The organism is Micromonospora sp. CNZ285 (assembly GCF_004637285.1).
Genome location: NZ_SPQD01000001.1, coordinates 6,060,880 through 6,081,846, shown reverse-complemented (window position 1 = coordinate 6,081,846; position 20,967 = coordinate 6,060,880). Strand labels below are relative to the sequence as shown.

Genomic DNA, 20,967 nt, shown 5'->3' with positions numbered 1-20,967 from the left:
GCCGCCCCCGGCAGGGAGGCGGCCCGACGCGCGGTCAGGACGCGGGCGGCGTGAACGTGGACGTGCGGGACATGCCGGCGGCGCGGCCCTTCGCGGCGATCACCAGCGCCATCTTGCGGGACGCCTCGTCGATCATCTCGTCGCCGAGCATCACCGCGCCGAGCTTCCCGCCCGCCTCCGAGGTGTAGTAGTCGTACGCGTCGAGGATCAGCTCGGCGTGGTCGTAGTCGGCCTGCGCCGGCGAGTAGACCTCGTTCGCGGCGTCGATCTGGCCGGGGTGCAGCACCCACTTGCCGTCGAAGCCCAGCGCCGCCGAGCGCTTCGCCACCTCGCGGAACGCGTCCACGTCCCGGATCTGCAGGAACGGGCCGTCGATGGCCTGCTTGTCGTGCATCCGCGCGGCCATCAGGATGCGCATCAGGATGTAGTGGTACGGGTCGCCCGGGTAGTCCGGGATCAGCGCGCCGACCACGAGCGACTTCATGTTGATCGAGGCCATGAAGTCGGCCGGGCCGAAGATGATCGTCTCGACCCGGGGCGAGGCGCCGGCGATGGCGTCCACGTTCACCAGCCCGGCCGCGTTCTCGATCTGCGCCTCGATGCCGATCCGGCCCACCTCCAGGCCGAGCGTCTTCTCGATCTGGGTGAGCAGCAGGTCCAGCCAGTGCACCTGCTCGGCGTTCTGCACCTTCGGCAGCATGATGCAGTCCAGGTTCGCCCCGGCGCCCTCGACCACCTCGATGACGTCCCGGTAGGTCCACGGCGTGGTCAGGTCGTTCACCCGGACCACGCGGGTCTTGCCCGTCCAGTCGCCCTCGTTCAGCGCGGCCACGATGTTCTTGCGCGCGTCCGGCTTGGCCAGCGGCGCGACCGCGTCCTCCAGGTCCAGGAAGACCTGGTCGGCGGGAAGGCCCTGGGCCTTGCCGAGCATTTTGACGCTGGAGCCGGGCACCGCCAGGCAGGATCGGCGGGGACGACCGACAGCGGTCATGGATGCGCTCCTTCCAGCGTCCGGCGCGGGTGCCGGCGCAGCGGTGGATTTCGAGAACTTAACGATCCCAAAGGGCGTGGTGACGCCACGGTAACCTCGTGCCGTGACCGGGGTGAATGGACCTGTGGAAGATCTCACTGAGCGTCGGATCGTGGTGCTGACCGGCGCCAGCTCCGGCATCGGGCTGGCCGCCGCCGAGGAGCTGGCGCGCCGCGGCGACCAGGTGGTGCTGGTCGGCCGCGACCCGGCCCGGCTGCGCGCCGCGGGCGAGCGGGTCCGCGAGTGCTGCGGCGAGCAGCCGGAGCTGTTCCGCGCCGACTTCGCGGTGCTCGACGACGTGCGCGGCCTCGCCGAGCGGCTGCGCGAGCGGTACGACCGGATCGACGTGCTCGCCAACAACGCCGGCGCGATCGTGCTGGAACCGATCACCACGGTCGACGGTTTCGAGCTGAGCATGCAGGCCAACCACCTCGCCCCGTTCCTGCTCAGCAACCTGCTGGCCGACCGGATCGGGCGGATGGTGGTCACCGCCTCGGACGCCCACCGCAGCGGCGTCCTCGACCCGGACGACCTCAACTCCGCGCTGCGCTCGTACCGGCCGTTCCGCGCGTACGGCACCAGCAAGCAGGCGAACATCCTGTTCACCGCCGAGGCCGCGCGGCGCTGGCCGGAGGTGCCGGCGCACACGTTCCACCCCGGCGTGGTGCGCACCCGCTTCGGCAACGAGAGCCGGATCGTGGCGCTCGGCATGCGGCTGCTGCCGTTCCGCAGCCCGGAGAAGGGCGCCGAGACGCTGGTGTGGCTGGCCTGCCAGGATCCGTCCCGGCTGACCGACGGCGGCTACTACGCCGACCGCAAGCCGCACCGGCCCCGGCCCAAGGCGGCCGACCCGGCGCTGGCCGCGCGGCTCTGGACGGCCAGCGCGAAGGCGGTCGGCATCGACGTTTGAGGGTCACCGTGACCACCGGTCCGCTGCGACACTCGACGCCATGACGACGGTGAACGAGGTCCTGCTGGTCGCGCTCGTCGACCTGAGCGCCGACGTGGACGCCGGGCGGCGCTACGAGGACGCGGTGCTGGCGCTGCTCGGCCGGCACGGTGGCGAGTTGGAACGGCGGCTGCGTACCGGCGACGGGGAGACCGAGGTGCACGTGATCCGGTTCGCCGCCCGCGCCGGGCTGGACGCGTTCCTTGTCGACCCGGAGCGCGTCGCGCTGCGGGCCGAGCTGGGCGACGCGGCGCCCGCCACCCGGGTGCTGGAGGTACGCGACGTCTGAGGTCACGACACGTGCACGGGGACGCTCGTGACCACCACGCCGGGCAGCGCCCGCAACGCCGCCCGCAACCGCTGCTCGGCGCGGCTGTGCAGCAGCCGGTACCGCCGCCGGCGCAGCACCACCTCCGGCACGATCACGGTGAGCGTCAGGTCCGGGCTCGCGGCGTGCAACGCCTCCAGGTAGTGCGCCAGCGGCCCGATCACCGACCGGTACGGCGACACGATCGTCTCCAGCCGCAGGTGGTCTCCCCAGGCCCGCCACTGTTCCCGGAACCGGTCCGCCTCGGCCTCCTCGGGCGCGAGGTGCACGGCGAGCGTCGGCCGCCCGAGTGACGTCGCGTACGCCAGCGCGCGCAGCGACGCCCGGTTCAGCCGGGCCACCGGCACGATCACCAGGTGGCGTACCTCCTGGGGCAGTTCGTCGCCCTCGGCGGGCGGCGCGGGTGGCGGCGGGTGCGCGGGTGGCGGCGGGTGCAGCGCCAGCGCGCGGTGCAGCCGGTCGTAGTGCCTGTGGATCCGGCGGAACAGCAGCACCAGCAGCGGCACGGCGAGCACCACCACCCAGGCGCCCTCGGTGAACTTGGCGACCGCCGCGGTCAGCAGCACCAGCCCGGACAGCGCCGCGCCGACCGCGTTGACCGCGAGCCGGCGACGCCATCCCGGCCCCCGGCGGCGCCGCCAGTGCACCACCATCCCGGTCTGGGACAGCGTGAAGGCGAGGAACACACCGACCGCGTAGAGCGGGATCAGCCGTTCGGTGTGCCCGCCGAACGCGACGAACACGACCGCTGCGCTCAGCGCCAGCGCCACCAGCCCGTTGCTGAACGCCAGCCGGTCGCCCATGTGCAGGAACCGGCGTGGCGCGTGCCCGTCGCGGGCCATGAAGAACAGCAGCCGGGGGAAGTCGTTGAACGCCGTGTTCGCGGCGAGCAGCAGGATCAGCGCGGTGGTGGCCTGGAGGATCGCGTACCAGGGCCCGCTCGGCAACGTGACCCGGCCGAGCTGGGACAGCAGCGTCTCGTCCGCCCGGGGCACCAGTCCGTCGAGGTGGATCAGCCCGACCAGGCCGGCGAACAGCGTCACCAGCATGGCGACCATCCAGCCGAGCGTGGTGCGGGCGTTGCGCCACTCGGTCGGGCGGAACGCGGGCACCGCGTTGGAGACCGCCTCGATGCCGGTCATCGACACCGCGCCGGAGGAGAAGGCCCGCAGCACCAGCAGCAGGCCCAGACCCTCGGCGGCGGGCACCGAGGGCGGCGGCACCGGTGCGAAACCCCGCGACGCGGCCTTCGCGTAACCGATCGCCAGCACCGCGACAAGCACCACCACGAACGCGTACGTGGGCAGCACGAAGATGTTCCCGGCGGTGCGGACGCCGCGCAGGTTCCCGGCGAGCAGCACGACGATCACCAGCACCCCGAGCGGCACCGCCCACGGATCGAGCCCGGGTAGCGCCGAGGTGACCGCGTGCACCCCGGCCGCCACCGACACGGACACGGTCAGCACGTAGTCGAGCATCAGCCCGGCCGCGGCGGCGAGTCCCGGCGTACGCCCGAGGTTGTCCCCCGCGACGATGTACGAGCCGGCGCCGTGCGGGTAGGCCGGGATGGTTTGCCGGTAGGAGAGGCCGACAGCGACCATCAGCAGCACGAGTACGGCGGCGAGCGGCAGGGCCAGTCCGAGCGCGGCGCTCCCGGCCAGCACCAGCACGGCGAGCATCGCCTCCGGCCCGTACGCCACGGAACTGAGCAGGTCCGACGAGAGCACCGGCAGCGCCACCAGTTTGCGCATCCGCTCGTACAGCACCGACGCGCTGGACAGCGGCGGCCCGAGCAGCGCCCGGCGGGCCCGGGCGGCGGCCCGGCCGGTCCGGTCGCCGGGCAGGTCGGCCGCACCGGTGGCGACCAGCTCGTCCGGCTGCGCCACGGTGAACATGTCGATCGGCGCCAGCCGCCCGAACCGGGTCGGCGCCGGTTGGTGGTCGTGCCGCCCCAGCGTCGGGTCGACCGGCAGGTCGTCGGCGCGGCGCGGGCCGCGCCAGCGCTCGCCGATCCGGCCGAGCGCCGCGCGTTCCTCGTCGCCGAGCGGCGGGAACTCGGCCGACGGCGTGACGACGGTGCCCGTCTCCGCCGCGTCGTCCCGGTCCGCCCCCACTCTGAGCACTTTCGTGCAAACCGGACGGCCCGGTGGCCGGAACGGCGGGACTTCGCCCCGACCGGCGCGGCGGCTGCGCTCGCGGCCGCGATGGCGGCGGTCGAGGCGCGTCGCTCAGTCGCCGAGCGGCGTGGGGTCGGCGGGGGCCGCGACCGGCACGGCACGACGACCGGCCCGCGCCCCGCCGAGCACCACCACCGCCACGCCGGCCAGCAGCAGCGCCAGCCCCGGCAGCGCCAGCGGCCGGGGCAACTGCCCCAGCCACACCCAGCCGATCAGCGCCGCGCCGGGCGCCTCCAGCAGGATGAGCACGCTGACAGTGGTCGCGGAGACCCGGTGCAGGGCGTAGTTGAACATCGAGTGGCCGAGCAGTTGGGCGCCCGCCACCAGGCCGAGGATCGCCAGCCAGGTCGGGCCGTCGAAGCCGTGCAGACGTACGCCGCCGACCAGGCACACCACGAGCAGGATCGCCGCGCAGACGCCGTAGCAGACGGTGGTGTAGGTGGTGGTGCTGATGCTGGCCCGGGCCCGCTCGCCGAACGCGGTGTAGACGGCCGCGAACAGGCCGCCGACCACGGCGAGCAGGTCACCGGCGAACGCCCGGCCGGAGACGCCGAAGTCGGCGCCGGTGGCGAGCACCGCGCCGAGCACCGCCACCCCGATGCCGGCCCACACCGCCCTCGGCAGCCGCCGTCCCTGCCCGCGGGCGATCAGGCCCTGCCACACCGGCTGCGTCGCGCCGAGCGCGGTCGCGGCCGCTACCGAGGTGAGCTGCGCACTCGGCATCCAGGTGGCGAAGTGGGCAGCCAGAGCGACCCCGGAGAGTACGCAGTAGAGCCCCTCGCGCCGGCCCGGCCCGACGGTCAGCGCGCGGAGTTCGGCGCGCCGCCGGACCAGGGTGACCGGGCCGAGGACCGCCGCCGACAGCGCGGTACGCCAGAACGCCACCGCCAGCGCCGACGCGGCGGCGAACGCCACGAGCGGCGCCGAGGACGAGACCGAGGCGACGGCCAGGGCGAGCGCGCCCACCGTCAACGCGTCGAGCGGCGGGCGATGCGGAACGGGAGGCACGAACGGTAATCCTCACACGAACACCCGACCGACACGGAACGTCAGCACTCCGTTACGATCATGCGCGTCCCGGCGATCCCCCCTCGACGTCCGGAGGCGTTCCCTCATGCCCCGATTCCAGGCGGTGCTGTTCGACTTCTTCGGCACCCTGACCCACGGCGTACGGCGCGGAGCCGCCCACCGCGCCACCGCCGACATGCTCGGCTGCTCCAGCGAGGCCCTGGTGGAGGTGCTGGACAGCAGCTTCTACGAACGGGCCAGTGGCTCCTTCGGGAACGCCGAGTCGACGATGCGCTGGGTGTGCGCCCGGCTCGGCGTCCACCCGTCCGACGAGACCGTGCGCGCCGCCGTCGCCACCCGGCACCGAGCCGTACGCGCCGACACCCGGCTACGCGCGGAGGCGGTGCCGGTGCTGGCCGCGTTGCGCCACCGGGGCGTCCGCACCGGGCTGATCAGCGACTGCACGCACGAACTGCCGGCGTTCCTGCCGCAGCTCGCCGTCGCGCCGCTGCTCGACGCCCAGGTCTTCTCGGTACGCCTCGGACGCTGCAAACCGGACCCGGCGCTCTACCTGGCCGCGTGTCACCGGCTCGGCCAGTCCCCGGCCGACTGCCTGTACGTCGGGGACGGCGACAGCCAGGAACTGACCGGCGCGGAGCGGGTCGGGCTGAGCGCGGTCCGGCTGGCCGCGCCGGATCTCGCCGACCACGTGGTCCTGAACGCCGACCACGGCTTCGACGGGCCGTCGCTGACCTCGCTGACGGACGTGCTCGACCTGCTCGCCCCCGTCCCCGTCGCCTGACCGGGCCCGTCTCGGCGCGGCCCGGCCGGGTGGCGGCCGAGTCGTGTCGGCGGCGTCGGCTGTCCGGCGCGTCGGCGTCGACGGGTTCGCGCGGTCAGCGGCGGCGGACGCGGTGCAGGCGGAACGGCTTGCGGACGGCCCGCACCACAGGGGCCGGTCGGGGCTGCTCACTCAGCGAGCCGTCCGGCAGGTCGGCGCCGGTCACCGCGGTACCGGCGGGCGCGAGCCGGTTGAGCGCGCAGCCCTGCGCCGCCCACCGCTCCACCAGCTCGGCGGCGGAGCCGGAGGCGTTGAGCCGCTTCGCCGCGACCAGCGGCGCGACGGTGTCCCACTCCTCGGTGCCCGGTCGCAGCCGGGTCACCCGCGCCGGCCAGGTGACGATCCGCCCGCCGTGGTCGCCGCGCAGCGTCACGTCGGCCGTGTCGCTGTCGGCCAGTCCGGGCGCGGTCTGCTCGCCGGGGCCGGTGACCACGAGCAGGGTGCCCTCCAGCGGCAGGCACCACAGCGCGTAGGCCGGACCGCTGGCGGTGCTCACCCAGCAGACCGCGGCCTTCTTCACCGCCTCGTCCACAAGCGGCGGCGTCACCCGCTCGTCCACCTCGTCACTCACCCCGCCATCCTCCCCCATCCGCCGCCCACCCCACCCCGGTGATCAAGGAGTTCGTGTCGGCGAACCGGCCGCCGGAGGACACAAACTCCTTGATCACCGAATAGAAGCGGGCCGCGGGCGGGGTCAGCCGATGAACGGGGGGACGGTGATCTCGCCTCGGGCCACCGGCATGACCTGGCCGGAGACGGTCGCGCTCACCGCCAGCCCGCCGGACGCGGTCACCGTGCACTCCAGCGTCGACGGGCGGTTGATCTCGATGCCCTGCCGGACGGTGTACTCCGCGCGGCCCTCGCCGGGCAGCAGGCCGCTGGCGACCAGCCACACGCCCAGTCCCAGGGCGGCCGAGCCGGTCGCCGGGTCCTCCGGTACGCCGAGCCCCGGCACGAAGACCCGGGCGTGCGCGGTTTGCGAATCGGGCTCCCAGGAGAAGAGGCTGACGTGCTCCACTCCGTACCGCTGCGCCGCCGTCGTGTTCAACCGTGCCCGGGCCACCGCGTCCGGGCGTACCGGAAGGTAGGGGAATTCGAGGCCGCACCCGGCTACCCGCGGTGGCGGGCCGACGTGGTCGGGGCCGGTGAGGCCGACCATCTCCAGCAGCGGCTCCGGGTCGAGTTCCGGGCCGAGCGTGGGCGTGCCGCCGGTGAGCGTCGCGCCGGTGGCGGTCACCTCGATCGGCAGGACGCCGGCGCCGCACTCCTGGGTGATCCGGCCGGCGCCGAAGACGCCGCGCCGGCTCGCGGTCACCGCGGCGCCGACGCTCGGGTGCCCGGCGAAGGGCAGCTCGTCGGCCGGGGTGAAGATCCGGGCCCGGTAGGTGGCGCCCACCTGCGTCGGCGGCAGCACGAAGACCGTCTCGGACAGGTTGAACTCCAGCGCGAGCGCCTGCATCTGCTCGGTGGCCAGCCCTTCCGCGCCGAACACCACGGCCAGCGGGTTGCCGGCGAACGGGCGGTCGGTGAAGACGTCCACGATCTCGTAGCCCAAGGTCGACATGTTGTTAGAGACTAGGCCCTTAGGCTGGTGGCCGTGAGCACGCCGAACCGGGTCTACCTCGCTCGACTCGCCGGAGTCGCCGTTTTCGACCCGAACGGCGACCAGGTCGGCCGCGTCCGCGACGCGGTGGCCCGGATGCGGGCGACCCAGCGACCGCCGGAGGTGGTCGGTCTGGTCGCCGAGATGCCGATGCGGCGGCGCATCTTCCTGTCCATCAACCGGATCACCTCCATCGACACGGACGCGGTGGTGCTCGGCAGCGGCACGCTCAACCTGCGCCGCTTCGAGAAGCGCCCGAACGAGCTGCTGGTGCTCCAGGAGCTGCTGGACCGCCGGGTCCAGCTCGACAGCGGGCAGGCCGGCTCGGTGGTGGACGTGGCGATGGAGTGCAGCCGCGGCGGCGAGTGGGCGCTGAGCCGCGTCGCCGTCCGCGAGCACACCGGGCGGCTCACCCGCCGCGGCCACCTCCACCAGGTCGACTGGGACCGGGTCCGCGGGCTGGGCGCGGTCGGCGACAACCGGGGTACGGCGAACCTGCTCGCCGTCCTGGAGGACATGCGCCCGGCCGACCTGGCGAACGCCCTCCAGGATCTGCCCGACGCACGGCGCAACGAGGTGGCCGCCGCACTCGACGACGAACGCCTGGCCGATGTACTGGGCGAGCTGCCCGAGCGCGACCAGGTGGAGATCCTGGCCGCACTGGACCGGCAACGCGCCGCCGACGTGCTGGAGGAGATGGAGCCGGACGACGCCGCCGACCTGCTCAACGAGCTGCCCCCGCCGGAACAGGACGTGCTGCTCGACCTGATGGAGCCGGACGAGGCCGACCCGGTACGCCAGCTCCTGCGGTACGCGTCCGGCACCGCCGGCAGCGTGATGACCTCGGAGCCGGTGATCCTGCCGCCGGACGCCACGGTGGCCGAGGCGCTGGCCCGGATCCGCGAGGCGCAGCTGTCCCCCACGGTGGCCGCCCAGGTCTTCGTGGCCCGCGCCCCACTGACCACACCGACCGGCCGCTACCTGGGTATGGTGCACTTCCAGCGGCTGCTCCGCGAGCCTCCGGCGGATCTGCTCGGCGGCATCGTGGTCAACGACATCGACCCGCTGCGGACGTCGACGCCGCTGCCCGAGATCACCCGCCGGATGGCCACCTACGACATGGTCGGCATGCCGGTGGTGGACCGGAACAACCGGCTCGTCGGCGCGGTGACCGTGGACGACGTACTGGACCACTCCCTGCCGCGGGACTGGCGGGACCGGGACGCGGCCTCCACCTCGTCCGCCACCGACGACGGCACCCTGGACGGCGACGATGAGTGATCAGCGACGCGGCGACCGGCTCGACCAGCCGCGCGCCCCGCGGAGCCTGCAACTGCCCCGCGTCGACGCGGAGACGTTCGGCCGCTGGGCCGAGGGCATCGCCCGGGGCATGGGTACGGCGAACTTCCTCGTCTACATGACGCTGATCCTGGTGGCCTGGTTCCTGTGGAACACGCTGGCCCCGGCGAATCTGCGCTTCGACCCGTACACCTTCACGTTCCTGACCTTGATCCTCTCGCTCCAGGCGTCGTACGCGGCGCCGTTGATCCTGCTCGCGCAGAACCGGCAGGCGGACCGGGACCGGATCGCGATGGAGGAGGACCGGCGGCGGGCGACAATGCAGAAGGCGGACACGGAGTACCTGGCCCGGGAGATCGCCGCGTTGCGGATCGCGATGGGTGAGGTGGCGACCCGGGACTTCCTCCGGTCGGAGCTGAGCCGGCTCGGTGAGGAGCTGGACGAGGCGGCCGAGCGGCGGCGCAAGCTGGAGCGGCGGCAGCAGGAGCGGGAGGCCCGGCGGCCGGCCGGCGGCGAGCGGCTGGACGAGCCCCGGGACGAGCTGGACGGCGACTACGCCCGAGGCGGCCGCTACGAGGGCTGAGCGGTCATCGAATCGCTCACACCGCCCCCGCCAGCGGCGGTGGCCGATGACCCGCGACGTAGCATTGCGGGCATGTCAGCACCCGTCAGCACCGTCTCCGACGCGATCCAGGCCGCCCTGGCCACCGTCAACGACCCGGAGATCCGCCGGCCGATCACCGAACTCGGCATGGTCCAGTCCGCCGAGCGCGGCGAGGACGGCGTGGTCCGGGTGGAGCTGCTGCTCACCGTGGCCGGCTGCCCGCTGAAGGACAAGCTGCGCAATGACATCACCGCCGCCGTGGGCGCCGTGCCAGGCGTGAGCGGCGTCGAGATCATCTTCGGGGTGATGAGCCCGGAGCAGCGCCAGGAGCTGCAGTCGAAGCTGCGCGGTGGCGGCGCCACCGCCGAGCCGGTGATCCCGTTCGCCCAGCCCGGCTCGCGGACCCGCGTCTACGCGGTCGCCAGCGGCAAGGGCGGTGTCGGCAAGTCCAGCGTCACCGTCAACCTGGCCGCCGCGCTGGCCTCGCGGGGCCTGTCGGTGGGCGTGGTGGACGCGGACATCTACGGCCACTCGGTGCCCCGGATGCTCGGCGCCGACGGCGCGCCGACCCGCGTCGAGGACATGATCATGCCGCCGCAGTCGCACGGCGTGAAGGTCATCTCGATCGGCATGTTCACCCCCGGCAACGCCGCAGTGGTCTGGCGCGGGCCGATGCTGCACCGGGCGCTTCAGCAGTTCCTCGCCGACGTCTACTGGGGTGACCTGGACGTCCTGCTGCTCGACCTGCCGCCGGGCACCGGCGACATCGCGATCTCGGTGGCCCAGTTGCTGCCGAACGCGGAGATCCTTGTCGTCACCACGCCGCAGGCGGCCGCCGCCGAGGTGGCCGAGCGGGCGGGTGCGATCTCGCTGCAGACCCACCAGCGGGTGGTCGGCGTGATCGAGAACATGTCCTGGCTGGAGATGCCGGACGGCTCCCGGATGGAGGTCTTCGGGGCCGGTGGCGGCGCGGCGGTGGCCGAGTCGCTGACCCGCACGATCGGCGCGCAGGTGCCGGTGCTGGGGCAGATCCCGCTGGACACCCGGGTCCGCGAGGGCGGCGACGCCGGTCAGCCGATCGTGCTGGCACAGCCGGACGCCCCGGCCGCGAAGGCCCTGTTCGAGGTCGCCGACCGCCTGGCCGTGCGCCGCGAGTCGCTGCTCGGCAAGCCCCTGGGCCTCAAGCCGGCCGGCCGCTAGCCACCTCCGCTCCCACCGCTCCCCACCGCCCCTTCCCGCCGCGCGCAGGAGGGGGCGGTCCCATTCCCCGGGCCGGCCCCGTTCCCGGGGTCGATCATGAGGTTGACGGTCGCCGGAGCAGCGTGTCGCGCCGTCAACTTCATGATCGACGGCGCGATCGGCGGGAGGGCTGGGCGGTCAGGTGGCGTCGTCGTAGGACGGGCGGGGGGCCGGCGGCGCGGGGGTGGGGGTGCTGGTCGCCACCCTCGGAGTACGCAGGTCGGCGGCCTTGGCGACGTCCTTCAGCTCGTCGTGCACGCCTGTGACGTCCGAGCGCAGGTTGTCGTACATGCTCTGCAGCGGCTTGCGGATCGCCTGTTCGTCGTCCTCGCTGAGCAGGTGCTTGCGGATGAACGCCTTGGGGTGCAGATCCTCCAGCTGGATGTCCGTACCCAGCTCGCGGCTCAGGTCACCGGTCGCGTTGCGCGCCATGTTGCGCAGGTTGCGGACCATCCGGAGGCCGTCGCTGATCACGTTGGGCAGCCGATCGCCGAAGATCAACAGCGCCAGGAGCAGCAGGACGCCGATCTCCCACCAGTTCAGGTTCTCGAACACCGCGGCCTCCTCGTCCGTGTCAGGGCCAGACTACGCACGTCAGGTGACCATCGGGGAGGGGGTGACGGGTCCTCACTTCGCATCCGCGGCGAGCGTCACCGACGCGTTCTGCCGCGCCGACCCGCGCCGGTACTCGACTGTCACCACGGAACCGGGCGCGTACTTGCGCACCAGGGCCACCAGGTCGGTCGGATCGGTCATCGGATGGCCATCCAGCCGGAGCACCACGTCCCCGGTACGCAGTCCGGCCGCCGCCGCCGGGCCGGCCGGCTCGACCGCGTTGAGGCGTACCCCGCCGCCGGTGGCGCCGGTGCCGCCCACCTGGGCGCCGATCACCGTACGCCGGGCCTTGCCGGTGCCGATGATGTCCTCGGTGATCCGCTTCGCCTGGTTGATCGGGATGGCGAAGGCGAGGCCGATGTTGCCCGCCTCCTGCCCGTCGGCCACCAGCGACTTGATCGTCGAGTTCACGCCGACCACCCGCCCGGCGCCGTCCACCAGCGGACCGCCCGAGTTGCCGTGGTTGACGGCGGCGTCGGTCTGGATCGCCGCGTAGTAGCGGGTCGGCCCGCCCGGCTCGCCGGCCTGCATGGTCCGGTCCAGCGCGCTCACGATGCCCGCGGTGACGGTGTTGGCGAGCGACAACGGCGACCCGATGGCGAGCACCGGATCACCGACGGCGAGCGCGTCGGAGTCACCGAACTGCACCGGGGTCAGCCCGCTGCGCGAGACCTTGATCACGGCGAGGTCCGACTCCGGATCCTGCCCGACCACGGTGCCGGCGGCGGTGCTGCCGTCGTTGAACACGACGGTGGCCTTGCCGGGGCCGTCGGCGACCACGTGATCGTTGGTGACGATGTGGCCCTCGCTGGTCACCACGAAGCCGGAGCCCTCGCTGGTGCCGCCGAGGCTGACCACCCGGATCGTGACCACGCTGGGCAGGACCCGCTCGGCCACCCCGGCCAGCGACTCGGGCTTGCGCTGGGCCAGCGCCGGGGCCTGGCCGGACTGCGCGCCGATCGTCGGCACGTCACCGCCGCGCAGGAAGGCGTACGTCAGGGCGCTGCCCAGCGAACCGGCCAGCAGGGCCGTGACCAGGGAGATCAGCACCACCTGGCGCATCCCCGGCCGGGCCGGCAGGTCCGGGTCGGTGACCGGTTCCGGCTCCCCCGCCCCCGGTGCCGGGGCCGCCGGGATCACCACGGCGGCGGGCGCGTACGGGTCCCGCCACGGGTCGGCCAGCGCGTCGGACCACCACGGCGACGCCGTCCGACCCGACGCGTCCTGCGGCGGTCGTCCGGACGCCGGCCCACCCGGCACCGGCGATCCGCCGGGCCGCCGCCAGTCCCAGCCGTCGGTCACGTCGGTGCCTCCCACTCCGTCCCGCTGGCCCCGCGCCGGCGGCCGGCGGAGCCGGACGACAGTGACGCGCGGGACCCATCCAGGATTACACGGATGACGCGAACGGGGTCAGGGGTTGCCCTCCGTGAGCACTCCACCGCGGCCTCGCGGCTGCGCCGCTACCGGCCCGCCTCTACGCTCACAGTGCATACCGCCCCTCGCACCAGTCCGCCCCTCGGAGGTGTCCCATCGCCACGGTCGCCGGTCACGGCAGTTCGACGGCCCAGGCGCTCCACTTCGCCGAGTCTTTCGTCACCGAGGATCTCGTGCTGCGCACGGCCCGCGCCCTCGCCCACGAGGTGGGGGTGGAGGCGGTCACGCCCGGGTCGGGTGCCGCGCTGCGGCTGCTCGCCGCCGCCGGCAACGCCCGGGCGGTGGTGGAGATCGGCACCGGCACCGGGGTGAGCGGCGTGTGGCTGCTGCGCGGCATGCGCCCCGACGGTGTGCTCACCACGATCGACGTCGAGGTCGAATACCAGCGCATCGCCCGACGGCTGTTCCAGGAGGCGGGCTTTCCGTCGGGGCGTACCCGGATCATCACCGGCCGGGCCCTCGACGTGCTGCCGCGGCTCGCGGACGGCGCCTATGACCTGGTCTTCGTGGACGCGGTGGCGACCGGCTTCGCCGCGTACGTGGACGCGGCGCTGCGGCTGCTGCGCCCCGGCGGGGTGCTCGCGCTCAACGGCGCGCTGGCGGCCGGCCGGATCGGCGACCCGGCCGCGCGGGACGCCGAGACGGTCACCGTGCGGGAGACCATCAAGGCGATCCGCGAGTCGGAGCACTGGGTGCCCGCGCTGCTGCCGGTCGGCCACGGCCTGCTCGCCGCGGTGAAGGCCTGACGAGGCGGGTCAGCCCAGCGTCGCCAGCCAGCGCAGCAGCCCGCGCACACCCCAGCCGGTGGCGCCCTTGACCAGCTCGCCGTGCGTGTCGTCGGACCACGACGGCGCGGACATGTCCAGGTGCGCCCACCGGTCCCGCAGGTCGCCGGTGAACTCCCGCAGGAACAGCGCGGCGACCACCGAGCCAGCGCCCTGCGCCGGGGAGCTGTGCAGGTCGGCGATGTCGCTGGCCAGGTATTCCACGTAGTCGTCGGCGAGCGGCATCCGCCAGGCCCGCTCGCCGGCCGCGGTGATCGCGTCGAGCAGGCCGGTCGCGAGCGCGTCGTTCTCGCTGTAGAGCGCGGCGTGCCGCTTGCCCAGGGCCACGGCGTTCGCGCCGGTCAGCGTCGCCAGGTCGATCAGCAGGTCGGGCTTCAGCTCGCGGACCGCGTACGCCAGCGCGTCGGCGAGCACCAGCCGGCCCTCGGCGTCGGAGTTGGTGCTCTCGCTGGTCAGTCCGCCGTAGTGCCGGATCACGTCGCCGGGGCGGAACGCCGAGCCGCTGACCGAGTTCTCGGCGAGCGGGGCGAGCGTGGTGACCCGGACCGGCAGGCCCAGGTCGGCGGCGCCGAGCGTCGCGGCGATCACCGCGGCGGCGCCGGCCATGTCCTTACGCATGAGCTTCATGGCCGGCACCGGCTTGATCGAGATGCCGCCGGTGTCGAACGTGATGCCCTTGCCGACGAGCACCACGTGGGTCCGCGCGCCGTCGGGCCGCCAGTCCAGCTCCACCAGGCGCGGGCCGCTCGCGGAGCCGCCGCCGACGGCCAGCAGACCGCCGAAGCCCTCGGCCGCCAGCTCCTCCGGGCCGCGTACCCGCAGGTGCAGGCCGGGGCGCCCGGACGCGGCCTCGGCCACCTGGGCGGCGAACCACTCCGGGTTCTTGGTGGACGAGGGCATGTTCGTCAGGTCCCGGGCGAGCCGGGTCGTCTCGGCGGTGGCCCGGGCGGCGTCGAGCGTGCCGGCGAGCGCGTCCGGGTCGTCGACGAGCACCGACACCTCAGCCAGGGCGGGCCGCTTGCCGGCCTCGGTGAGGCGGAAGCGGTACGAGCCGAGCAGCAGCCCCTCGGCGAGGCCACGCAGCGCCGTCGTCGCGTCGGCGGGAAGCGCGATGGTGATCTGCGTCTCATCCTTCGCCGCGCGGGCCAGCGCCGCTCCTGCGGTACGCCAGTCGCGCTCGCCGCCGTCGCCGACACCGAGCAGCCACAGCCGTGCCGGGGAGCCACCGGGGCGCAGGTGCTCGCGTACCTCACCGGCCGCGCCGGTGAGCCGGGCGGCGGGGAGTACGGCGGCGGCCTCGGCCCGGACGTCGTCGCCGATCGGCACGGCGGTCGGGACCAGTCCGGGTTCGAGCGAGGCCGTGGAGTCCGGCGAGATCAGGGAGTCCGGGGAGTCCGGCCCTCCGGGACGGACGGGCAGGACGAGAGCGTCGGGCCCCGCGGGCCCACTCACCAGACGAATGACCAGCACGCTGGACCGTACCTCCGAAATGGGTTGAACAGGCACATTTCACCACGCGCCCGCCGAGGAAAGACCCTGAGCCACCGGGCACGCCGGTGGCTCAGGGTAGGACGAACCGCCCGCACGGCGGACGCCGTGCGGGACACTCCTCGAATCAGCCCGCGGCCGCCTTCAGCGCGTCACCGAGCGCGGTGGCCTCGTCGGGAGTCATCTCGACGACGAGCCGGCCACCACCCTCCAGCGGGACTCGCATGACGATGCCCCGGCCCTCCTTGGTGACTTCCAGCGGACCGTCGCCCGTCCGCGGCTTCATCGCCGCCATGTTGTCTCCCCTCAGACCTACACCAGGGTCGGTGAGTTGCCCCACAGCCACTTCGCCATCGCCATCCGCAACCATCGCGGAAGGCTCGACCAACGATTTTCCCTGATGAACACCGCCGGACCCAAACCGAAGCAGCATTGATGTAACAGCATCTAGCTTATCTTGGATAGGCCTGTCACAATGTGCGGTCATGCAGGCACGGTCGGCACTCTTCGACCTGTACGGCGACCACCTCCGGGCCCGGGGTGGCCGCGCACCGGTCGCCGCCCTGGTCAAGCTGCTCGCCCCGCTCGGGATCGCCCCACCGGCGGTACGCACCGCGGTCTCCCGGATGGTTCGCCAGGGCTGGCTGGAACCCCTCCGGCTCGCGTCCGGACCGGGATATTCGATCACCCCGAAGGCGGCTCGTCGACTCGACGAGGCGGCGTCCCGGATCTACCGGACCGGGCGGCACAGCTGGGACGGGCGGTTCGATCTCCTGGTGCTCACCGCGCCCTCCTCCCGCCGGGACCGGCAGCGGCTCGCCGCGAACCTCGCCTTCCTCGGCTACGGCACGCTCGACGACTGCACCTGGGTGGCCACCCGCCCGGGTGAGGACGTCGACCTGCTGCTCGACGAGGCGGGCGTGCGCTACGAGCGGTTCACCGCCGCGCACGCGGCCGGCACCCCCGGCGCGATGGGCGTGGTCCGCCGCGCGTGGGACCTGACCGAGATCGGGCGGGCGTACGAGCGCTTCGTCGCCGAGCAGAAGCCGCTGCTCTCCGGCGTCACGGTGCGCAGCAGTGACGAGGACGCGTACGCGGCCCGGTTCCGGCTCGTGCACGCATGGCGTACGTTCCTGTTCCGGGATCCGCAACTGCCCCCGGCACTGCTGCCCGAGCGCTGGCCGGGCACCAGCGCGGCCAGTTTCTTCGACCGGCACGCGGCCCGGCTCCGGCCGGCCGCCGACCGGTACGTGGAGCAGTGCCTCGACGCCGGCAACCGCCTCGCCCGACAGAAGGGTCGTTAGAACGTGACCGAGCCGCTGCTCGTCGACCGCACCGACGCCGTCGTCACCCTGACGCTGAACCGCCCGACGGCGATGAACTCGCTCGACGTGGCGCTCAAGGAGGCGCTCCGGGACACGCTGGCCGAGCTGGAGACCGACCGGTCCTGCCGGGCGGTCGTGCTCGCGGGCGCGGGCGGCTCGTTCAGCGCCGGGCAGGACCTGCGCGAGCACGTGCGGACGCTGGAGACCTCGGACGCCGACCCGCTGGGCACGGTGCGGGCGCACTACAACCCGATCGCCGCCCGGCTGGCCAACCTGCCCAAGCCGGTGGTCGCCGCGGTACGCGGGATGGCCGCCGGGGCGGGCGCCTCGCTGGCGTTCCTGGCCGACTTCCGCATCGGCGGCCCGAAGACCCGGTTCCTGATGGCGTTCGCCGGCGTGGGCCTCGCCGCCGACACCGGCGCCTCCTGGACGCTGCCCCGCCTGGTCGGTCACGCCAAGGCCGTCGAGCTGCTGATGCTCGCCGAGCCGGTCGGCGCCGACGAGGCCTGCCGGCTGGGCCTGCTGACCAAGCTGGTGGACGACGACGAGCAGGTGCTCCCCACCGCGCAGGAACTGGCCGCCCGGCTGGCCGCCGGCCCGACCGTGGCGTACGGGGCGATCAAGCGCCAGCTCTCCATCGCCGACGCGGGCACGCTCGCCGACGCGCTGGCCGCCGAGGCGCAGGCGCAGGCGATCTGCGGCGCCACCGCCGACCACCGGGCCGCCACGACGGCGTTCGTCGCCAAGCAGAAGCCGGTCTTCGAGGGACGCTGACCGCGCCGGTCGGGCCCGGAGGTCAGTCGTCCTCCTCCGGATCCTGGTTGGCCTCGACGCCGAGCACGAACGCCTGCATGGCCAGCTCGTCGCCGTACGGCGAGACGAACGCCGGCAGCTCCCGTGGGCCCAGCTCCTGCACGTAGGACCAGAAGATCCGGACCGCCTCGGCGCGCGACGCGGCCTCGATCGGCAGGTCCAGGCTGACCAGCCAGGTGCTGCGGGCGGGCGGCGGGCCGAGCCGGTCGGCCAGCGACCGCCAGCGGGCCGGGTCGAGAGCCACGACCGGGCCGTCCGGCGCCGGGCCGTCGACTGGCACCGGCTCGTCGAGCACCCGCCGGGTGTACGCGACCACGAGCGGCCCGGCCACCGCGTCGGACTGCGGATCGTCCGGGTCCTCAGCGGTCTCGGACGACGCGGGCGCGACCCGGCCGAGCGCGACCAGCCGCAGCGGCTCGTCGACCAGCACAGCCACCCGGTCGCCGGGCCGGGGGCGGGCCGCCTCGGACAGCCCGGTCAGCTCCAGCAGGTCGTGGTGTACCAGCCGCTCGGCCTCGAAGCGCTCGGCGGGCAACAGCACCGCCCAGGCGCCGGTAGTGGTCGCACCGTCTGTCGTCCCGCTCGTACGCGGCTCGGTGTCGGTCATGCCCCAATCCCATCACGCCGGAGGTGGCGCGCTCCGTCACACCCCGGCCCGGTCACCGCTCACGTGGCAGTCGGCCAGGTGGTCGTCGACCATGCCGGTGGCCTGCATCAGCGCGTAGGCGGTCGTGGGGCCGACGAACCGGAAGCCCCGCTTCTTGAGCGCCTTGGCCATCGCGACGGACTCCGGGCTGGTGGCCGGCACCTCGGCGAAGGACCGGGGACGCGCGGCCCGGGGCGGGGGCGCGAACGACCAGAGCAGCGCGGACAGGCCCTCGGGCAGCTCCGACGCGGCCCGGGCGTTGGCGATCGCCGCCTCGATCTTGGCCCGGTTGCGGACGATGCCGGCGTCGGCCATCAACCGGGTCACGTCGGCGTCGCCGTAGCGGGCCACCGACTCGATCCGGAAGCCGGCGAAGGCGTCCCGGAACGCCTGCCGTTTGCGCAGGATGGTCAGCCAGGACAGGCCGGACTGGAACGCCTCCAGCGTGAGCCGCTCGTAGAGCGCGTCGTCGCCGCGCAGCGGCCGGCCCCACTCCTCGTCGTGGTAGACGGCGTAGTCGGGGGTGCTCGCCCCCCACGCGCAGCGCGGCAGCCCGTCCGCGCCGGTCACCAGGTCAGTCACGGCGTCCACGGTAGGTCAGCCCACCGACAACCCCGATCAGGGCAGGCGGCCCTGCTCGACCAGCCGGGCGAACTTCTTCAGCGCCTGGGTGAGGCTGAACTTCGAGCCGGGCCAGAGCACCGGCCACGCCACCCGGCCGGCCGTCCCGCCCGGCAGGTGGAACCACTCGTGCCAGACCACCTGCGTGCGGTCGCGGTCCATCGGGGTGCAGCGCAGCACGCCGGGGCCGCGCAGCAGCTTGCCGCAGTGCACCACGCCGACCTCGTACGGCGCGTCGACCCGGACCACACGCATCTCGTCGCGGAGCACGGCCGGGCCGAGCGCGGTGACCGCCTCGACCAGGCTGCCCTCGCCGCCGTCGCCCTCGACCACCCGCACCCGGGTCAGCGGGATCCAGTCCGACTGCCGCTCCCACGCGGTGAGCGCGGCGAACACCCGGTCGGCCGGCGCCTCGACGATCACCGTGGCGGTGACCTCGGCGGCGCCCCGGCGGGACGCCTCGGTGAAGTCGTCGGCCGGCCGCTCGGCGCCGGTCACGCCGACTCCGAGCGGACCACCGAACCGCGCTCCCGGTCGTCGTCGGCCGGCCCGGCCGCGATCCCGTTCGCCGGGGAGACGGTGTCCTCGGTCGCCGCCGCGGCGGGGGCCTCCGCCACGCCCGCCTCGGCCGGGGCGCGTCCCGGCTGCGCGTCGGCGTCGGTCCGGCCCGGCTGCCGGTCGGTGTCGGCCCGGCCCGGCTGCTCCGGCGCGGACAGGTCGATCACCACCGGCTCGGGGGTGGACGGGTCGGGCGCCGGCTCGGTCTCGGGGCGGGTCGCTGCGGCCTCCTCGCGCGCCCGGCGCAGCGCGTCGGCGTCCTCGGTACGCCCGTCCCGCAGGGCCGCGTTCTCCGCCTCCAGGACGCCGATCAGCTCGGTCTTGTAGCCGATGTCGTACGCCGCCCGGCGCAGTGCCGCGTCGACCTGGCTCATCCGGTAGCCGCGCAGCGCCGTGTCGAAGCGGACGTCGGACACGTCTGACTCGTCGAGCGGACGGCTGCCGGGCAGGGGCACGGCCCGCCCGTCCGGCTCGGCCGGTGTGAGGCCCGGATCCTTGCCGGAGACCAGCACCGTCACACCGAACACCACAGCCGCGACGGTCAGCGCGACGACCAAGAGGAGCAGAACCTCACCCATGCACAGATCGTGGCATGCGGGCCGGGATCGGGCGAGCCCTCCGGGACGTCCGGTCGGTAAATGCGTCGGGCGCACGGGACCGGCACGGGCGGCGCGGGCGGGACCGGATAGCGTCGGACCGGCCGGTGCGGTCCGGCGGCGAGGAGGCGGGCATGACCGGGGCGTTGCGGCTGGGCGGACGGACGTTCACCCCCGGTGAGCTGGTGGTGATGGCGATCGTCAACCGCACGCCGGACTCGTTCTTCGACCGGGGCGCCACCTTCGCCCAGGACAGCGCGCTGCGCGCGGTGGACCGCGCGGTGGACGAGGGCGCGGAGATCATCGACATCGGCGGGGTGAAGGCCGGGCCGGGCGACGAGGTGGACGTGGCCGAGGAGATCCGGCGGACGGTGGACACCATCGCGGCGGTCCGGTCCGCCTTCCCGGACGTGGTCATCTCCATCGACACCTGGCGGGCCGAGGTGGCGGTGGAGGCGGTAGCGGCCGGCGCGGACCTGCTAAACGACACCTGGTCGGGGGCGGACCCGGCACTGGCCCGGGTCGCCGCGGCGACCGGCGCCGGGCTGGTCTGCTCGCACGCGGGCGGGCTCGCCCCGCGTACCCGGCCGCACCGGGCCGCCTTCGACGACGTGGTGGCCGACGTGGTCGGCACAGTGACCGGGCTGGCCGAACGCGCGGCCGGGCTGGGTGTGCGCCGGGACGGCATCCTGATCGACCCGGCGCACGACTTCGGCAAGAACACCCGGCACTCGCTGGAGATCACCAGGCGGCTGGCGGAGCTGACCGACACCGGCTGGCCGCTGCTGGTGGCCCTGTCGAACAAGGACTTCATCGGCGAGACGCTCGACCTGCCGGTGCCCGAGCGGCTGGAGGGCACGCTCGCCGCCACGGCGGTCTCGGCCTGGCTCGGCGCCCGGGTGTTCCGCGCCCACCAGGTCCGCGAGACTCGCCGGGTGCTGGACATGGTGGCGTCGATCCGGGGCGACCGGCCACCGGCTGTGACTCGCCGCGGGCTGGCCTGACGGG

23 protein-coding genes are annotated in these 20,967 nt (G+C 74.0%); 10 read left to right on the top strand and 13 right to left on the bottom strand.

Features of this window, described 5'->3' with window-relative positions; translation table 11 throughout:
- Positions 1 to 34: 34 nt before the first annotated feature.
- Positions 35 to 991 carry an HpcH/HpaI aldolase/citrate lyase family protein gene (locus CLT75_RS28115; protein ID WP_135243191.1) on the bottom strand — a complete coding sequence of 319 codons (957 nt, stop codon included), beginning with the start codon at positions 989 to 991 and terminating at the stop codon, positions 35 to 37.
- 124 nt (positions 992 to 1,115) lie between these two features.
- On the opposite strand from CLT75_RS28115, the gene CLT75_RS28110 reads away from it, so the two are divergent.
- The gene (locus CLT75_RS28110) at positions 1,116 to 1,940 is read left to right on the top strand and encodes an SDR family NAD(P)-dependent oxidoreductase (RefSeq protein ID WP_167796978.1); all 825 of its coding nucleotides are present in this window, start codon (positions 1,116 to 1,118) and stop codon (positions 1,938 to 1,940) included.
- Positions 1,941 to 1,980: 40 nt separating this feature from the next.
- Complete coding sequence (locus CLT75_RS28105) at positions 1,981 to 2,268, top strand: hypothetical protein (protein ID WP_135243190.1); 288 nt, start codon at positions 1,981 to 1,983, stop codon at positions 2,266 to 2,268.
- Positions 2,269 to 2,270: 2 nt separating this feature from the next.
- Here the strand turns inward: CLT75_RS28105 and CLT75_RS28100 are convergent, their stop codons facing one another.
- Positions 2,271 to 4,421, bottom strand: a complete 2,151-nt coding sequence (locus CLT75_RS28100) for an APC family permease (protein ID WP_486485288.1) — start codon at positions 4,419 to 4,421, stop codon at positions 2,271 to 2,273.
- 114 nt (positions 4,422 to 4,535) lie between these two features.
- Complete coding sequence (locus tag CLT75_RS28095) at positions 4,536 to 5,492, bottom strand: DMT family transporter (protein WP_135243188.1); 957 nt, start codon at positions 5,490 to 5,492, stop codon at positions 4,536 to 4,538.
- Positions 5,493 to 5,598: 106 nt separating this feature from the next.
- Here CLT75_RS28095 and CLT75_RS28090 point away from each other — a divergent pair, with 106 nt between their 5' ends.
- Positions 5,599 to 6,294 (top strand): HAD family hydrolase, encoded by a 696-nt coding sequence (locus CLT75_RS28090; protein ID WP_135243187.1) that lies wholly within the window; start codon positions 5,599 to 5,601, stop codon positions 6,292 to 6,294.
- Between the two features lie 94 nt (positions 6,295 to 6,388).
- Here CLT75_RS28090 and CLT75_RS28085 read toward each other — a convergent pair whose 3' ends face one another.
- Together CLT75_RS28085 and CLT75_RS28080 are read right to left on the bottom strand one after the other, a co-directional pair.
- Positions 6,389 to 6,922 carry a hypothetical protein gene (locus CLT75_RS28085; protein WP_209310399.1) on the bottom strand — a complete coding sequence of 178 codons (534 nt, stop codon included), beginning with the start codon at positions 6,920 to 6,922 and terminating at the stop codon, positions 6,389 to 6,391.
- Between the two features lie 105 nt (positions 6,923 to 7,027).
- On the bottom strand, positions 7,028 to 7,897 hold the full coding sequence (locus tag CLT75_RS28080; RefSeq protein ID WP_135243185.1) for a PhzF family phenazine biosynthesis protein: 870 nt from the start codon (positions 7,895 to 7,897) through the stop codon (positions 7,028 to 7,030).
- Positions 7,898 to 7,930: 33 nt separating this feature from the next.
- On the opposite strand from CLT75_RS28080, the gene CLT75_RS28075 reads away from it, so the two are divergent.
- The 3 genes from CLT75_RS28075 to CLT75_RS28065 all read left to right on the top strand — a co-directional run bounded on the left by CLT75_RS28075 (position 7,931) and on the right by CLT75_RS28065 (position 11,039).
- Positions 7,931 to 9,217, top strand: coding sequence for a magnesium transporter MgtE N-terminal domain-containing protein (locus CLT75_RS28075; RefSeq protein WP_135243184.1), 1,287 nt, complete (start codon positions 7,931 to 7,933; stop codon positions 9,215 to 9,217).
- Positions 9,210 to 9,818, top strand: a complete 609-nt coding sequence (locus CLT75_RS28070; protein WP_135243183.1) for a DUF1003 domain-containing protein — start codon at positions 9,210 to 9,212, stop codon at positions 9,816 to 9,818. Before CLT75_RS28075 ends, CLT75_RS28070 begins: the two co-directional genes overlap by 8 nt.
- A 72-nt stretch (positions 9,819 to 9,890) precedes the next feature.
- On the top strand, positions 9,891 to 11,039 hold the full coding sequence (locus tag CLT75_RS28065) for an Mrp/NBP35 family ATP-binding protein (RefSeq protein ID WP_135243182.1): 1,149 nt from the start codon (positions 9,891 to 9,893) through the stop codon (positions 11,037 to 11,039).
- Between the two features lie 177 nt (positions 11,040 to 11,216).
- On the opposite strand, the gene CLT75_RS28060 is transcribed toward CLT75_RS28065, so the two are convergent.
- Entirely contained in the window at positions 11,217 to 11,633 is a 417-nt protein-coding gene (locus tag CLT75_RS28060; protein ID WP_135243181.1) for a twin-arginine translocase TatA/TatE family subunit, read from the bottom strand.
- 72 nt (positions 11,634 to 11,705) lie between these two features.
- Positions 11,706 to 13,010 carry a trypsin-like peptidase domain-containing protein gene (locus CLT75_RS28055; protein ID WP_209310398.1) on the bottom strand — a complete coding sequence of 435 codons (1,305 nt, stop codon included), beginning with the start codon at positions 13,008 to 13,010 and terminating at the stop codon, positions 11,706 to 11,708.
- 212 nt (positions 13,011 to 13,222) lie between these two features.
- Here CLT75_RS28055 and CLT75_RS28050 point away from each other — a divergent pair, with 212 nt between their 5' ends.
- Positions 13,223 to 13,873 (top strand): O-methyltransferase, encoded by a 651-nt coding sequence (locus CLT75_RS28050; protein WP_082171245.1) that lies wholly within the window; start codon positions 13,223 to 13,225, stop codon positions 13,871 to 13,873.
- 9 nt (positions 13,874 to 13,882) lie between these two features.
- On the opposite strand, the gene CLT75_RS28045 is transcribed toward CLT75_RS28050, so the two are convergent.
- Positions 13,883 to 15,382, bottom strand: coding sequence for a M17 family metallopeptidase (locus CLT75_RS28045; RefSeq protein ID WP_135243179.1), 1,500 nt, complete (start codon positions 15,380 to 15,382; stop codon positions 13,883 to 13,885).
- Positions 15,383 to 15,527: 145 nt separating this feature from the next.
- The gene (locus CLT75_RS28040) at positions 15,528 to 15,695 is read right to left on the bottom strand and encodes a DUF3117 domain-containing protein (RefSeq protein WP_013283866.1); all 168 of its coding nucleotides are present in this window, start codon (positions 15,693 to 15,695) and stop codon (positions 15,528 to 15,530) included.
- 190 nt (positions 15,696 to 15,885) lie between these two features.
- On the opposite strand from CLT75_RS28040, the gene CLT75_RS28035 reads away from it, so the two are divergent.
- Together CLT75_RS28035 and CLT75_RS28030 are read left to right on the top strand one after the other, a co-directional pair.
- Positions 15,886 to 16,704, top strand: a complete 819-nt coding sequence (locus tag CLT75_RS28035; protein WP_135243178.1) for a PaaX family transcriptional regulator — start codon at positions 15,886 to 15,888, stop codon at positions 16,702 to 16,704.
- A gap of 3 nt (positions 16,705 to 16,707) precedes the next feature.
- Positions 16,708 to 17,499 (top strand): enoyl-CoA hydratase-related protein, encoded by a 792-nt coding sequence (locus CLT75_RS28030; protein ID WP_135243177.1) that lies wholly within the window; start codon positions 16,708 to 16,710, stop codon positions 17,497 to 17,499.
- A gap of 22 nt (positions 17,500 to 17,521) precedes the next feature.
- On the opposite strand, the gene CLT75_RS28025 is transcribed toward CLT75_RS28030, so the two are convergent.
- From CLT75_RS28025 to CLT75_RS28010, 4 genes are read right to left on the bottom strand one after another with little or no spacing between them, the layout of a single operon-like run.
- Complete coding sequence (locus tag CLT75_RS28025; protein ID WP_135243176.1) at positions 17,522 to 18,145, bottom strand: hypothetical protein; 624 nt, start codon at positions 18,143 to 18,145, stop codon at positions 17,522 to 17,524.
- A 36-nt stretch (positions 18,146 to 18,181) separates the two neighbouring features.
- Positions 18,182 to 18,766: a DNA-3-methyladenine glycosylase I gene (locus CLT75_RS28020; protein WP_135243175.1), complete on the bottom strand. Its 585-nt coding sequence runs from the start codon at positions 18,764 to 18,766 to the stop codon at positions 18,182 to 18,184.
- A gap of 36 nt (positions 18,767 to 18,802) precedes the next feature.
- Positions 18,803 to 19,303, bottom strand: coding sequence for an SRPBCC family protein (locus tag CLT75_RS28015; RefSeq protein ID WP_135243174.1), 501 nt, complete (start codon positions 19,301 to 19,303; stop codon positions 18,803 to 18,805).
- On the bottom strand, positions 19,300 to 19,941 hold the full coding sequence (locus tag CLT75_RS28010) for a DivIVA domain-containing protein (RefSeq protein WP_135243173.1): 642 nt from the start codon (positions 19,939 to 19,941) through the stop codon (positions 19,300 to 19,302). The genes CLT75_RS28015 and CLT75_RS28010 overlap by 4 nt, the downstream gene beginning before the upstream one ends.
- Before the next feature lie 152 nt (positions 19,942 to 20,093).
- Here CLT75_RS28010 and folP point away from each other — a divergent pair, with 152 nt between their 5' ends.
- A complete protein-coding gene (gene folP / locus CLT75_RS28005) occupies positions 20,094 to 20,963 on the top strand; it encodes a dihydropteroate synthase (RefSeq protein WP_135243172.1) in 870 nt (289 codons plus the stop codon).
- Positions 20,964 to 20,967 lie beyond the last annotated feature (4 nt).